The organism is Paenibacillus sp. HGF5 (assembly GCF_000204455.1).
GTDB classification, from domain to species: domain Bacteria; phylum Bacillota; class Bacilli; order Paenibacillales; family Paenibacillaceae; genus Paenibacillus_AQ; species Paenibacillus_AQ lautus_A.
Genome location: NZ_AEXS01000178.1, coordinates 112,146 through 126,056 on the forward strand (window position 1 = coordinate 112,146; position 13,911 = coordinate 126,056).

The 13,911-nt window shown below is 52.2% G+C and carries 12 protein-coding genes; 4 read left to right on the forward strand and 8 right to left on the reverse strand.

Translation table 11 applies throughout. The features are described 5' to 3' along the window. Nucleotides 1-48: 48 nt before the first annotated feature. Nucleotides 49-939: a hypothetical protein gene (locus HMPREF9412_RS30665; RefSeq protein WP_009595822.1), complete on the reverse strand. Its 891-nt coding sequence runs from the start codon at nt 937-939 to the stop codon at nt 49-51. A gap of 174 nt (nt 940-1,113) precedes the next feature. On the opposite strand from HMPREF9412_RS30665, the gene HMPREF9412_RS30670 reads away from it, so the two are divergent. Further along, nucleotides 1,114-1,971 carry a DegV family protein gene (locus HMPREF9412_RS30670; RefSeq protein WP_009595793.1) on the forward strand — a complete coding sequence of 286 codons (858 nt, stop codon included), beginning with the start codon at nt 1,114-1,116 and terminating at the stop codon, nt 1,969-1,971. A gap of 237 nt (nt 1,972-2,208) precedes the next feature. After that, entirely contained in the window at nt 2,209-2,712 is a 504-nt protein-coding gene (locus HMPREF9412_RS30675; protein ID WP_009595848.1) for a hypothetical protein, read from the forward strand. A gap of 97 nt (nt 2,713-2,809) precedes the next feature. Here HMPREF9412_RS30675 and glpX read toward each other — a convergent pair whose 3' ends face one another. From glpX to HMPREF9412_RS32370, 4 genes are all read right to left on the reverse strand, one after another. Beyond that, nucleotides 2,810-3,787 carry a class II fructose-bisphosphatase gene (gene glpX / locus HMPREF9412_RS30680; protein WP_009595806.1) on the reverse strand — a complete coding sequence of 326 codons (978 nt, stop codon included), beginning with the start codon at nt 3,785-3,787 and terminating at the stop codon, nt 2,810-2,812. Between the two features lie 41 nt (nt 3,788-3,828). Beyond that, on the reverse strand, nt 3,829-4,635 hold the full coding sequence (locus HMPREF9412_RS30685) for a pyruvate, water dikinase regulatory protein (protein WP_009595762.1): 807 nt from the start codon (nt 4,633-4,635) through the stop codon (nt 3,829-3,831). 13 nt (nt 4,636-4,648) lie between these two features. Beyond that, nucleotides 4,649-5,311 carry a helix-turn-helix transcriptional regulator gene (locus tag HMPREF9412_RS30690; RefSeq protein WP_009595798.1) on the reverse strand — a complete coding sequence of 221 codons (663 nt, stop codon included), beginning with the start codon at nt 5,309-5,311 and terminating at the stop codon, nt 4,649-4,651. Nucleotides 5,312-5,506: 195 nt separating this feature from the next. After that, nucleotides 5,507-5,680, reverse strand: coding sequence for a GapA-binding peptide SR1P (locus tag HMPREF9412_RS32370; RefSeq protein WP_009595780.1), 174 nt, complete (start codon nt 5,678-5,680; stop codon nt 5,507-5,509). Nucleotides 5,681-6,009: 329 nt separating this feature from the next. Between HMPREF9412_RS32370 and HMPREF9412_RS30695 the strand changes: the two genes are divergently transcribed. After that, complete coding sequence (locus tag HMPREF9412_RS30695; protein WP_009595726.1) at nt 6,010-6,993, forward strand: cation diffusion facilitator family transporter; 984 nt, start codon at nt 6,010-6,012, stop codon at nt 6,991-6,993. Between the two features lie 60 nt (nt 6,994-7,053). On the opposite strand, the gene HMPREF9412_RS30700 is transcribed toward HMPREF9412_RS30695, so the two are convergent. Then, entirely contained in the window at nt 7,054-8,850 is a 1,797-nt protein-coding gene (locus HMPREF9412_RS30700; protein ID WP_009595733.1) for a S9 family peptidase, read from the reverse strand. A gap of 273 nt (nt 8,851-9,123) precedes the next feature. Between HMPREF9412_RS30700 and HMPREF9412_RS30705 the strand changes: the two genes are divergently transcribed. After that, a complete protein-coding gene (locus HMPREF9412_RS30705) occupies nt 9,124-10,515 on the forward strand; it encodes a SpoVR family protein (RefSeq protein WP_009595786.1) in 1,392 nt (463 codons plus the stop codon). 128 nt (nt 10,516-10,643) lie between these two features. Here the strand turns inward: HMPREF9412_RS30705 and HMPREF9412_RS30710 are convergent, their stop codons facing one another. Together HMPREF9412_RS30710 and HMPREF9412_RS30715 are read right to left on the reverse strand one after the other, a co-directional pair. Then, nucleotides 10,644-11,708, reverse strand: coding sequence for a globin-coupled sensor protein (locus HMPREF9412_RS30710; protein WP_009595763.1), 1,065 nt, complete (start codon nt 11,706-11,708; stop codon nt 10,644-10,646). Between the two features lie 217 nt (nt 11,709-11,925). Beyond that, nucleotides 11,926-13,821 (reverse strand): PrkA family serine protein kinase, encoded by a 1,896-nt coding sequence (locus HMPREF9412_RS30715; protein ID WP_009595712.1) that lies wholly within the window; start codon nt 13,819-13,821, stop codon nt 11,926-11,928. Nucleotides 13,822-13,911: the final 90 nt, after the last annotated feature.

Genomic DNA, 13,911 nt, shown 5'->3' on the forward strand with positions numbered 1-13,911 from the left:
CTGCTGCTTGGCCTTATGGCCAAACGACAGGGGCTGTTTGCATGAGCGTTATCGATTAACAATCGAGCTCAAGGATGTAAAAGCATGTGTAGCAAATCCTTCGGAAGGTTCGCGGTGAGGGTTATTTACGCGGAATATATAACCCTGGCCGTCAAACTCATCCACAATGTACATCTTGGTCAGGCCCTCGCCTTCGCCTATCATATACACGGATGCATCCTCTATGACTTTGTGCCTTTCACTGCCCTCAGCTTCATGGACTTTGCCAACCTCCGCAAGCTCCTTCTCCCCCTCAAGCTTGAGTATGTCCGCGTTGTAATCCGAAGGCAGCTTCGTAATCTCGACGTAATAATCCGGGTCCACATTCATGGTCAGCCTGTCGGTTTTTGCATCAAAGGAAAAAATATCGAATATATACAGCGCATAGCCGTCACCCTCGGCCAGTTTGGCTGCTTTGGTTTCTTTCATGCCCTCCAGCTCCAGCTCGAAATCCTTGGTTTCCGGAAGCTGCGCGTTCTCGGAACCCGAGCCGCCGCCTTCATCGTCCACCGTCAATTCGATGAGGATCAGCTGCTTCAAATCTTCCTCGCCTTCAACCGGCTGTTCCTTGTACTCATAGGAGACGGACTCTTCTCCCTGAAGTTTGGATATGACCTGATCCATCCCCTCGCCCAGCCGGAATGCGGTCGGACCGTCGGCCGTCTCGATTTCGATCGAATTGTTATCGATTTGACCTACGTAAGTACCGGTTCCTTGCTTTATCTCGTACTTGGGCTCTTCTGCAGGTTCAGCCGGTTCCTTCACGTCATCCTCGACTGGATTCGGATCCGCCGGCGGCTGAGAAGTCGGGCCTTCGCCGCTGCATGCCGTCATTGCCATGATCAGCATAGCTGCGGCAGCTGCTGTGATTATTTTGCTCCAATGCTTTCGCTTTGCCATATAACCACCTCCATTATGATTAACGGGAATCCTGGGGTTAATGTTGCACAATTCCCGCTTTTTGGGCGATTCCTTCGCATTCGCGTTCAAAACGACAAGAGCATTTCCTTTTCTGATCAAACAAGGTATTCTAGTAGTAATACAGACTCAAATAGTTGATAAAGGGAGATGTTCATGCCTGGTAAAATTAAAATTTTTGCTGACAGCACCTGCGACTTACCACCTTCGTGGATAGACGAATATAATATCGGCATCGTTCCGCTCTACGTCGTATTCGGAGAACAATCCTTACGGGATGGAGTCGACATTACACCGGAACAGTTGTATGCCAAAGTCGATCAGATCGGCAGCCTGCCCAAAACAGCGGCACCTTCTCCGTCCGACTTCATTGCGGCCTTCTCGCCTTCGATTGAACAGGGTGAGGATATCCTGTTCCTCAGCATTTCGTCAGAGCTTTCTTCCACCTACCAAAATGCGTTGATAGCTGCAGGCGAGCTGCCCGAGGGACGGGTTACCGTGTTTGATTCGCGCAATCTTTCCTCCGGCATCGGACTGCTTGTGATGAAGGCTGTTCACGCGGCCAATGAAGGCTCGTCCATACCGCAAATTGTGGAGCTATTAAGCCGTACCGTAAACGAAGTGGAGTGCGAATTCGTTGTCGATACGCTGGATTATTTGTATAAAGGCGGACGCTGCTCCGGCATGCAAAACATCATCGGCAGCCTGCTCAAAATCCGTCCGGTGATCAAAGTCGTGGACGGCGGCATGATCCCGGCTTACAAGGTACGCGGCAAAAAAGAAAAGGCGCTGGATCAAATGATTCAGAATGCACTGGCTCAAGTGGATAAGATGGACAATGATCTGATAGTTGTTGTACATACCATGGCCGAGGAGGAAGCCCGTTTCCTGCAGAAGGAACTGCAGGAAAAGACAGGCGCACGACAGGTCAGCATTTCTACGGCGGGCTGCGTCATTTGCAGCCACTGCGGCCCTCAAACCGTCGGACTGATGTATACCAAGAAGCCATCATAATTTGTTTATATCCGAAGACAGTTCTGCTTTGTGGTTCTCTGCTGCAGGACTGTCTTTTCTGTCCTTCGTCTAAGCAGAACGTTTAGGAACTTATTAAACGAGCCGCCAATAGGCTAAACATGTCCATCCTAGACTAAAGTCTAGGTGAAACATTCCCCGAAGGACCGAGGACACCCCCATCCCTTGCATGGTATTCTTAGAATAATCAATCTATATAAGGAAAGGAACGAAGTTTGTATGACGAAACGTACAATCTTAGCACCTCTGCTCATCCTGCTCGGCGCATACTTGCTCTTGAACCAAGGCGGTACCGTAGGCGCCGGTTCTATCTTCGCCACGTTCTGGCCTACCCTGTTCGTGATCCCGTTAGGCCTGTTTTTTCATTGGATGTACTTCTCGCTGGTCGGACGTCAGGGAATCGGGCTATTGATACCGGGCGGCATTCTGCTCACAGCCGGTATTGTCAGCCAAATCGCTTCCTTGTTCGACTCTTGGGGGTCGATGTGGCCCGGCTTTATTCTTGCCGTTGCGGCCGGATTGTTCGAGTTCTACTGGTTCGGTTCGCGTAACAAGTGGCTGCTCATCCCGATTAACATTCTGACCGTCCTGTCGCTGCTGTTCTTCGTGGTATTCTCGATCGGTCCCGTACTCAATTACCTCTCGGTCGTTCAGCCTGTCATCGCGGTGCTGCTTGTGCTTGGAGGAGCTTGGCTGATGCTCGGGCGTAAGAGGCACGGGTGAGCGCACGATTTGCCAAACCGTTAACCACGCATAAAGGCACTCCGAAGGTCGACTAACCTTGGAGTGCCTTTTATTTAGCGGATGCCGCCCATATCCATCAAGAAGATGCAGCGGCGGCTAAGGTTTCATTGCTTTGGAACAGATGATGGACGCTCCGGATATAACGGACGGTTCTCGTGCCGGAGTACATCATGACCGAATGCGTTTCGGCCCGCTGACCCGGCATATATTTAACCCCGCGCAGGAAATCTCCAGCCGTCACGCCGGTGGCTACGAACAGCACGCCTTCCCGTCCTACCATATCCTCCATCGTCAACAGCTGCTCGGGATGCTTCAATCCCATGCCCTGGCATCGGACGAAATCCTCCGGCGTCTCCGGTATGAGCCGTCCCTGGATTTCTCCGCCCAGGCATTTCAAGGCGGCTGCGGCCAGAACGCCTTCCGGAGCTCCTCCGGAACCCACGTAGAGATCGACCTCGCTGTCCGTGCAGGTCTCGATCGCTCCCATGACATCGCCGTGGCTCAGCAGCTTGATCCTTACCCCGGATTCTCGCAGAGCCCTGATCATCGTGCTGTGACGCTCGCGGTCGAGAATGGACACGGTCATCTCCGACAGCGGCTTGGATAAGATCTCCGATGCTTTTCGAAGGGTAACCTCAATCGGGTCATTCAAACTCAGCTTGCCCGCAAGCTCGGGGCCGACCGCAAGCTTATGCATATAAATGTCGGGCGCGTGCAGCAGGGTTCCTCGTGGAGCCGCGGCAATCACGGACAACGCATTGTTCAGCCCGTTCGCCACCGTTTCCGTTCCTTCGAGCGGATCCACCGCCACGTCCATCTTCGGACCTTTGCGGTTCCCTACGCGCTCTCCGATATACAGCATCGGCGCTTCATCCATCTCGCCTTCCCCTATGACCACGACCCCATCCATCGCTGCGGAATCAAAATGCTTGCGCATCGCTACCGTTGCGGCTTCATCAGCACTGTTCTTGTCACCTCTTCCTGTCCAGCGGGCGGATTGCAGCGCTGCTTCCTCCGTCACTCTTACAAGCTCCAATGCTAATGAACTCTCCATGATTGAATCCCTCCTTCTGCTATTTTCCTAACCGATGCTGCTTATTTCAGATAATTCATGATCAGTCCTGCGGATTCCTCAATTGCCTTATCCGTGACGTCGATGACGGGACATCCGAGCTCCTCGTACAGCGACAAGGCGTAATCCAGCTCCTCCTGGATCCGCTCCAGCGCTGCATACTGCACCTGATGCGGCAGTCCCATGACCTTTAAGCGCTCGCTGCGGATTTTGAGAAGATGCTCCGGCTCGATCGTAAGCCCGATGATCGTGCCGTTCGTGACCTCTCTGAGCTGCGAGGGCGGCGACATCTCCGGCACGATCGGAAAATTGACCGTTTTATAGCCTTTATGTGCGAGAAACATCGACAGCGGCGTCTTTGAGATCCTGGATACGCCCAGCAGGATGATGTCCGCCTTCAAAATGGCGCTGACATCCTTGCCATCGTCATACTGGACGGCGAATTCCATTGCGTCCACCCGCCGGAAATAGCTGTCGTCCAAGCGGTGCAGCAGGCCCGGCAGCCGCTTGGGATAGTCGTTGAACGTGTCGGCAAAGGCCTGCATCATCGGCCCCATGATATCCACGGTGCGAATGTTGAGCCGGACGGCTTCTTCCCGCATGACCTCGCGAAGCTCCGGCTGAACGAGCGTATAAGCCACAAATCCTCCGCGCCTTGCCACCTCCTCCATCAATTCGGTTAATTCTTCCTCGTCGCGAACGTTCATATAACGTTTAACCTCTGTATTCGGAAGCTCGAATTGGCGCAGGGTAGCTTGAACAACCGCTTCAGCCGTCTCCCCGATGGAGTCCGAACAGATTGCTATGAAATGAGTTAATGCCTGATTCATCCGATTCCTCCCATTATTCCTCGGCTACCATGTCGAGCAGCATTTTGATAATATTCGTTTTTGTGATCCGACCGACAACCTTCCAGTGCTCCCCCGGATTTCCCGTGGTGGATGGAACGACCACCGGCAGACTATCGATTTGATGATTAATGATTTTTCGTGCGGCATCCAGCACCGTGTCTTCCGGCTGCACCGTTGTTACGTTGGCCCGGCGGGTCATGATCAGGCTTACCGGCATGGAGGAGGCCGTTGGGTTGCCAAGCGTTACCTTGAGCAGATCCTTACGGGACACGATACCGGCCAGATGGCCGTCGGCATCGGTAACGATCAGATTTCCCACGTTCTCCAGAAACAAGGATACAACGGCTTCGTGAATCGTCGTGGTCTCACGCACAATCACCGGAACGCCGTGCAGATCGCCAACCTTCATTTTGAGAAGGCGAAACTTTTCCTCCCGGTCGCGCGTTCCCCGCTTTCCCAGAAAGTACCCGACCTTGGGCTTGGCATCAATATAATCCAGAACCACAAGCTTGGATAAATCGGTGCGAAGGGTGGCTCGGCTGACATTCAGCATCTCCGCAATCTGATCTCCTGTAATGGGTGCATGTTTTTTTACGATATCGACGATATCCTGCTGCCTTGTCGTCAGTTCGATAGTGATCCCTCCTGCGTGCATTTCCTCTACTTGCCGATATAATACGTCATATATAATATATATGCAACATATTTTCGTCTAAAAATGCATAATAAAGTATCAATAATTTTTGTTAACCCCATCAGAAAAGGTTATAAATCCAAAAAAAAGCATGCTTTCAGGAAGATTCCTCCCTGAAGCATGCTCGTTAATCATTCCGCTAATCGCCACGATCATTCAGTTCTGATAGTCCGTGCCCTTGCATTCCCCTTTTCCGCAAAATCCATAAATGATTTTCACTCCGTCGGTTGGAATCGTGTCCACCATCTCATCGCATCTGGAGCATATGATCAGGCCCCATTCCTCGTTCGCCTTGCCTTTGGCTGCCTCCGGTCTTGTTAACGCTTTCATAACATTTCCTCCTCATGTTTATTCACTTTGCTGCAAGGCAGTTCCCGCTTGGATATCAAGGGGTCACAAACGATTCTCCACTTCATGCCAAAGACCGCTAACCAACCTCCTACGCTTCACCCATCCTTTATTTTCCACTATATTCTTAATGTATTGGGCAAGAAATAAAGATATGAGTAAATCATGTTTAATGTAACAAAAAACATGTTAAGTAATTTTTGTGTAATCTTATCTCATCTAAAAGAGAGGGATATCCTTAATTTGGCATGATATGATAATATATACTTCGGATTCCACTAAAAATCGACATTATAGACGGAGGGTTTGGATTGAATAACACATGGCAGCTCATTAAGAAAGGAAATACCTCATCCGCCATTGCCGCACTGGGCAATACGGGATTGGCCATCATCAAGGGGATTGCTGCTTCCATCAGCGGCAGCGGGACGATGTTTGCCTCCGCCATGCATTCGGTGGCCGATGCCGTGAATCAGGGATTCGTATTCGTAGGCAGCGTCCTGGCCGAGCGGAAGCCGACCAAGAAGTTCCCCACCGGCTTCGGCAGGGTCATTAACCTGGTCTGCATGGTCGCGGTGATTGTGGTCACCATCATGGCCTATGAAACGATACTGAAGGGCTTCAAGCTGTTAAAACATCCGGAAGAAGCCACGAATTTCTGGCTCAATTTCATTGTGCTGGTCATTGCTGTTATCATTGACGGTTCCATCCTGGTTAAAGCCATGAAAGAAATTATGAAGGAAACCCGCGCCGAAGCATCGGGACTTTCCTTGCTGCCCGCCGCTTTCAAAAATGCCGGCCGCGCCGCCCCGCCGACACGGCTTGTGTTCTATGAAGATATTGTTGCAACGCTTGGCGCCCTCTTCGCGCTGATCGCCATCGTGTTCGCGCATTTCTTCAATTTCCTCATCCTGGACGGAATCGCCACGATCCTGATCGGCTGTCTGATGGTGGGCGTAGCCTTTAAGGTCGGATATGACAACATGGTCGGTTTAATCGGGGTGGCCGCTCCGAAGGACGTGGAAGAGAAGATCTCCGGAATCATTCTTGCCGATCCGGATGTTCGTGACATCAATCGTCTGCGTATTCTGCAGGAAGGCCGTAATTATCATGTGGAAGCCTACATCGAGCTGAAAAAGGGGATGACCCTGGCCGAGGCCGGGCAATCCAAAATGAGAATCAACGCCCTGTTGACCCAGGATCCGAACATCTCGGACGTGACCTTGGGCATACTGGAGGACGACGGAATCAAGCTCTGGAATCCTAGAGAGGATCTGGATCATCCGGGTCAATAAGGAAGAGGCATGCCTCGGGGTCCGTTTGGACCTCGGGCATGCCTCTTTTTTATGCGACGCTTAATGATTGCGCTTCAGGAATTCGACCATCCGTGCATAAGCGATCTTTTCGTTGGCCTTCTTCGTAATCCCATGCCCCTCGTCTTCGAACACAAGATACTCCACGTCACGGCCCTTGGCTCTCAAGGCCTCGACGATTTGGTCTGACTCCTCTTTAACGACGCGCGGATCGTTGGCTCCCTGGATGATGAGCATCGGGTTCACCATATCATCCAGATACGTAATCGGCGAATCCTTGATGAAGCGTTCTTTATCCCGCTCCGGATCGCCTATCCAGCGCTCCATAATTGGTTTCCAGTGTTCCGGCACCGAATCGTAGAAGGTAAACAGGTTGCTGACCCCGACGATGTCGATGGCCGCCTTGAAATACTCCGGATTCCGGCCCGCCAGCAGCAGGGTCATATAACCGCCGTAGCTTCCGCCCATCACGAAGAGCTTCTCGCGGCTCGAAATCCCTTGCTCGAACAGCCAATCCATGCCTGCCAAGCAGTCCATGCGCGGTCCCTCGCCCCAATCCTGCTCCACCAATTTCACGAAGGAGCTGCCGTAACCGGTGCTTCCCCGGAAGTTCGGGCAGAAGATGTGATACCCTTTGGCCAGGATATACTGGAACATGGAGCGGAACTGCTTGCGCTCCGAGGCTTGCGGGCCCCCATGCGGCCAAAACACCGTATAACCGTTGGCCACGTTGTCTTTGGCGCGGAACAGGAGGGCCTCGATCTCCATCCCGTCAAAAGATGGGTACGTCACGACATCCGGCGTCACCAAGTCCTCATCGGTCAACCCTGTCAGCACGTTCTTTGTGATCGTGCTCCATGAGCCGCCTGCATAACGGTAAATGTTAAGCGGCTTCACCGCACCCCGGGCGAGCAGGTACAGATTGCCGGACTTCGTGACATTCAGCTGCTCCACGATGTCCGATGGAAGAGGAATGGCGGTTAACTCACCGCTGTCGAGCGAATAGGCATACAGTCGATCCTCTACCCCTTTTTCCGTAACGATGTACAGGGTTCGTGAATCCTTATGGAAGCGCAAGAGTTGGATGCTCTCCCGATCGATGCGGCACAGGGGTTCAAACTTCTGCTGCGGGATGTCGTAACGGGCCACATAAGAAAATTCGGATTCATAGTCTGTTGCAAAAATGACCTGGTCATTGCTGACAAACAGCACATCCCCCGAAATATGCACCTGTTCAGGCGTAGGCGTCAAGCACAGCGGCTCTTCGCCCTCTCGCTTCACGTAACTGACATAGTAGGTGTTGGCATACATTTTCGTATACGCGATGGTTTTCTCGTCGGGACTCACGGCACACATTTCGGTCGACGTCGCCTCGCCCTCATGCAGCAAATGATCCTCCTTGGTGTCCAGATGATATACGCGCGAATTCAGGTAGGACGGATTCCCCTTCGACGTGACGTAATACAGTCGCTTGCCGTCCTCTGACAAATGCACGAAATAATGTTTGTCCTCCGCGTCCGCCCCTTCGAACAAAGGCATCGGCTCGCCGCCGTTCCAGCGCAGCGCATGAAACTGATAATTCTCATTCCCGTCGCGGTCAAACGCCGTCAAGATATGCCGCCCTTCCGGGTCCAGCTTAATGAAGCTTGCGATCTGGTCATTGTATGTAAGCGGATAAGGGTAGGACGTCTCCCCTTCTAACTCCATGGCCCATAAATTGAACTTTCCGTTTAGACTGCTGCTGAATACAAGCCGTGACTCGTCTGCACTGATTCCGAAGGTACGAATGCCATACGTTTGAAAAAATTGCTCCACATCGGGCTTAGGAAAATCGATCATTCATTTGCCTCCCTGACCTTATCTTATTATCCATCGGTTAATAAATGGGCAAGTCTTCCAAACCGCTGGATTATTCCCATTATAACGCAAAGCATTCTGGGGGTCACCGTTACATAGTCGGGCAGGTTACTAAGTCTGCAGACCGAGATGATGCACAAATTTTGACAGAGGCCTGTATATATTCCCGGCGCCCCCTCTTCTGCCCGCATATCTGCTGCAGGATTCCATATAAATGATAAGAACCATGTTTTTAATGACGAAGGGGGGATTCTCGTGCACCAAGACGAGATCGCGGAACTGGAACGTTCCATTGCGGAGATTACCGAGATCGCTACAGGCTTTGGCCTTGATTTTTACCCTATGCGATATGAGATCTGCCCGGCAGACATCATATACACCTTCGGCGCCTACGGCATGCCTACCCGGTTCAGCCACTGGAGCTTCGGTAAAACCTTCAATAAAATGAAGATGCAGTACGACTTCGGCCTTAGCAAAATCTACGAGCTCGTGATCAACTCCAATCCGTGTTATGCGTTTCTCCTGGACGGCAACTCCCTGATCCAGAATAAACTCATTGTCGCCCATGTCCTTGCACACTGCGATTTTTTCAAAAACAACGCACGTTTCTCCGTCTCCAACCGCAATATGGTCGAGAGCATGTCCGCTACGGCCGAGCGCATCTCCCGCTATGAGATCGAACACGGCACGGAGGCGGTTGAGCAGTTCATCGACGCCGTGCTGGCGATTCAGGAGCATGTGGATCCCCATATCGTGAGGCCCGATAAACTCGATAAACAGCGCTACACGGCACGGCGGATGCAGGAGCAGAAGGAGGAAGCCAAGCGGCAGAAGCCTCCCGGCCGGTATGACGATTTATGGGAAATGGACGAAGACGGCGACAAACAAACCGATAAATTGCCGGCGGCGCCCAAGCGCTTCCCGCCCGAGCCGGAAAAAGACATCATGTGGTTCATTCAGGAGCACTCCGACATTCTGGAGGATTGGCAGCGGGACATTATGAGCATGCTGCGCGAGGAAATGCTGTACTTCTGGCCGCAGATGGAAACCAAAATCATGAACGAGGGCTGGGCTTCGTATTGGCATCAGCGCATCCTGCGGGAAATGGACCTGACCAGCGAGGAAACGGTGGAGTTCGCCAAGCTCAACGCCTCGGTCGTGCAGCCGTCGCGCCATAGCCTGAATCCCTACTACCTCGGACTGAAAATCTTCGAGGATATCGAGCGCCGATGGGATCGGGAGAAGATGTTTGATGTACGCGAATACGATTCCGATATTTCCTTCCTGCGCAATTATTTAACAAAGGATCTCGTGGAGGACCTGGACCTCTATGTCTTTGAGAAAAAAGGCCCGGAGTGGAAAATCACCGACAAGGCATGGGAGAACATCCGCGATCAGCTGGTCGTCTCCCGCGTAAACGGCGGCTCGCCGTTTCTCGTCGTGACCGACGGCGATCATCTCCGTTCCGGCGAGCTGATGATCAAGCATCTGTACGAGGGCATTGAGCTCGACCTGAAGTATATGGAGCGCACCATCCCTTATGTTTACCGGCTCTGGGGCAAACCCGTGCATCTGCACAGCATCATCGAAGGCAAACCGATTCTGTTCTCCTATGACGGCAAGAAGCTGCATCGACGGTTTATTTAACGGCGGTTGAAGCAGTGAAACAGCGGTATATATCACAGCAGCACCCGCGATGAGTAGGATTGCTTCATTCGCGGGTGCTGCTGTTCGTTTACATATAGGCACGTCATCCGTTCGCTTCTTGACCCCTGTTATACGCTGACCTTCTCGGATGAGGTTTCGTCGATCTCGATATCGTGCTTCCGAATATCATATTCGTGTTGAAGCGATTCCAAATCATCGGCCAGCTTCTCCATCATTTTCACGAAGGCGGCCAATTCCTGCGAGCTTGCCGCCTGATTACGCGCGTTCATGGACGTTTTCTCCGATTCCTGCTCCACGAGCCCCAGCTTGCGAATAATGCCGCTGACCTTGTCCTGAATCTCATCCATCGCCTTCTTGGAGTTGGTGGCCAGCTTCCGCACTTCGCCGGCAACCACCTCGAAGCCTCTGCCTAACTCCCCGGCATGGGCAGCCTCGATCGCCGCGTTCAGGCCAAGCAGGTGGCTCTGATCCGAAATTTCCCGTATCAAACTTCCCATCTGCTCGATATGCAAAATTTCTTCGCCCAGCTCGGAAGTCAGCGTATGCGCCTTATCCTGCGCCTCCGCCGTTTTCATGGCGTTGTCGGCCATCAGCGCCGCGCTCTGATCCAGCTCCACGATCATTGCCGTCAACTCTTGAACCGCGGTTGTAATCGCTTCCAACATTTTTTGCTGATCCGAAGCCAGGTTGCTGATTTTCTCTTTCTCTTTCATTTCGTAAGCTTCCAGTACGAGCTGGGAGTCCAGGTTAAACATCTTGCTCAGGGCATGCACCACTTGAATCCATTGATCCGGTACGAGCTTCTTCAGTAAATCGGCGGCAATATCCAAATAAACCATGTAGCTTCCAAGATAATAGTCCGTGGTCAGGCCGATTCTGGAGTGAACTTGTCCGATCTTAATCCGTTCGGCAATATAAGCATCGTCCACTCTTCCTGCGGCAAGCGACATCCAATACACCCGCTGGGTTTCCTTAAGCCGTTCCACGGTCGAGGTGCGCCCGATAATCTGCATCAGCTGCGGCTGCGTTCCGATCTGCGCGTAAAACCGGTCCACGACCTCTTCAACCACCTTCGCAAATACCTCACGATGATTTGCGAGAAGCTCCAATCCTTGCTCGTCCAATCCGATATACTCCAACTGCTGGCGTCTTTTCGGGGAAACATCAATCATTTCGAAAAATCCACTCCTAAATAGGTGATCCATATCACAGGTTCAAGTACTTAGGGTCCATTATAGCCTATATTTACCACCTCGGCATAATCCCAAAGTCCTAATTGTGTGTAGATTTGCACATCCAATCGGGCAATCCCCTCCAAACGAGGAGAAGCCACCCGATTCCACGGGCGGCTTCTCCAGACTTTCCGCTTATGCTATTCCTTATTCGGTCTTACCGGTTTAACAGGCTGCCCACGTAACGCAGCAGCTCATTGGCGCATACCGGGCAGTACCCATGCTCCTCGATCAGCCTGGAGCTTACCTCGTTGATCCGTTTCAACTGCACGGCATCCGGCGTTTTGGTCGAGGTCGTAATTTTGACGATGTCCTTGAGGTCCGTGAACAGCTTCTTCTCAATCGCTTCCCGAAGGCGCTCATGATTGTGGTACTCGAACTTTTTGCCCTTGCGGGAATAAGCCGAGATACGAATCATGATTTCCTCCCGGAACGCCTTCTTCGCGTTCTCCGAGACGCCGATCTGCTCCTCGATCGAGCGCATTAATCTTTCGTCCGGATCCATCTCCTCGTCGGTCAACGGATCGCGGATTTTGGTCCAGTTGCAGAACGCTTCGATGTTATCCAAATAATTCTCGAACAGCGTCTTGGCGGACTCCTCGAAGGAATACACAAAAGCCTTCTGGACTTCCTTCTTGGCCAGATCGTCATACTCCTTGCGAGCGGCGGCAATGAAATTCAGGTAGCGTTCCCGTTCCTCCTTGGCAATGGACGCATGCTGATCCAGCCCATCCTTGATCGCCCGCAGCATATCCAGCGCGTTAATGCACTGAAGATCCTGCTTAATCAAAGCACTGGATATCCGGTTGATGACATAACGCGGATCGATGCCGGACATGCCTTCCTCCAGATATTCGTTCTGCATCTCCTTCAGGTCCGCTTCCTTATACCCTTCAACCTCCACCCCGTCGTACATGCGCATCTTCTTGATCAGATCCATGCCCTGCTTCTTCGTTTCCTTCAAACGCGTCAAGACGGAGAATATCGCGGCAGAACGAAGCGCGTGCGGCGCGATATGGATATGCTTCATATCGCTTTGGCCGATCAGCTTCGAGTAGATCTTCTCCTCGTCGCTGACACGCAGATTATACGGGATCGGCATGACAATCATCCTGGATTGCAGAGCCTCGTTTTTCTTATTGGCAATGAACGCCTTATACTCGGATTCGTTGGTATGGGCCACGATCAGTTCATCCGCGCTTATCAGCGCGAACCGGCCCGCTTTAAAGTTCCCTTCCTGGGTCAGGGAGAGCAAGTTCCATAGAAATTTTTCGTCGCATTTCAGCATCTCCTGGAATTCCATCAAACCGCGGTTCGCTTTGTTTAACTCGCCGTCGAACCGGTAGGCGCGCGGATCCGATTCGGAGCCGTATTCCGTGATGGTGGAGAAATCGATGCTGCCGGTCAAATCGGCAATATCCTGCGACTTGGGATCCGACGGACTGAACGTGCCGATGCCGACCCGGTTCTCCTCGGAGATTAATATCCGTTCAACTTCAACCTTTTCGATATCACCGCCGTACTCGGTTTTAAGGCGTAGCTGGCAGGCCGGGCACAAATTCCCCTCGATTCGGACGCCGAGCTCCTTCTCGATCTCCGGTCTTAGCTCCGTCGGAATCAAATGCAGCGGCTCTTCCTGCATCGGGCAGCCGGCGATCGCGTATACCGCTCCGCGGTCGGTACGGGAATGCTTCTCGAGGCCGCGCTTCAGCATCGTGACAAGCGTGGATTTGCCGCCGCTGACAGGTCCCATAAGCAGCAGTATGCGTTTGCGTACATCGAGCCTGCGGGCTGCCGAATGGAAGTACTCCTCCACGAGTTTCTCGACAGCCCGGTCAAGGCCGAAGATTTCCTGCTCAAAAAACTTATATTTTTTCTGGCCCCCGCTCTCTTCGAAACCGTAGGATTCGATCATGTCATATACACGGGCATGGGCCGTCATGGCTGGAGAGGGATCCTTCTTAAGTATTTCAATGTATTCCCTGAATGTGCCGCTCCACGCCAAACGGTCGCCTTCTGCCCGATACGATGCTATGCGTTCGAAAATATCCATATCGCTACCTCCTATGAGTCTGTTTATGGGGATTGGCTTCCATTCCACAGCGTCATTAGAAAACATTCCATTATCGAAAAAGTGTATTAC

Coding starts and splice junctions, on each gene's coding strand:
- HMPREF9412_RS30690 (WP_009595798.1), bottom strand. CDS start 5,311: ATGCACGCAGGAGGGATCACTATCGAACTGACGACAAGGCAGCAGGAT.
- HMPREF9412_RS30675 (WP_009595848.1), top strand. CDS start 2,209: ATGACGAAACGTACAATCTTAGCACCTCTGCTCATCCTGCTCGGCGCA.
- HMPREF9412_RS30685 (WP_009595762.1), bottom strand. CDS start 4,635: ATGAATCAGGCATTAACTCATTTCATAGCAATCTGTTCGGACTCCATC.
- glpX (WP_009595806.1), bottom strand. CDS start 3,787: ATGGAGAGTTCATTAGCATTGGAGCTTGTAAGAGTGACGGAGGAAGCA.
- HMPREF9412_RS30700 (WP_009595733.1), bottom strand. CDS start 8,850: ATGATCGATTTTCCTAAGCCCGATGTGGAGCAATTTTTTCAAACGTAT.
- HMPREF9412_RS30710 (WP_009595763.1), bottom strand. CDS start 11,708: ATGATTGATGTTTCCCCGAAAAGACGCCAGCAGTTGGAGTATATCGGA.
- HMPREF9412_RS32370 (WP_009595780.1), bottom strand. CDS start 5,680: ATGAAAGCGTTAACAAGACCGGAGGCAGCCAAAGGCAAGGCGAACGAG.
- HMPREF9412_RS30670 (WP_009595793.1), top strand. CDS start 1,114: ATGCCTGGTAAAATTAAAATTTTTGCTGACAGCACCTGCGACTTACCA.
- HMPREF9412_RS30715 (WP_009595712.1), bottom strand. CDS start 13,821: ATGGATATTTTCGAACGCATAGCATCGTATCGGGCAGAAGGCGACCGT.
- HMPREF9412_RS30665 (WP_009595822.1), bottom strand. CDS start 939: ATGGCAAAGCGAAAGCATTGGAGCAAAATAATCACAGCAGCTGCCGCA.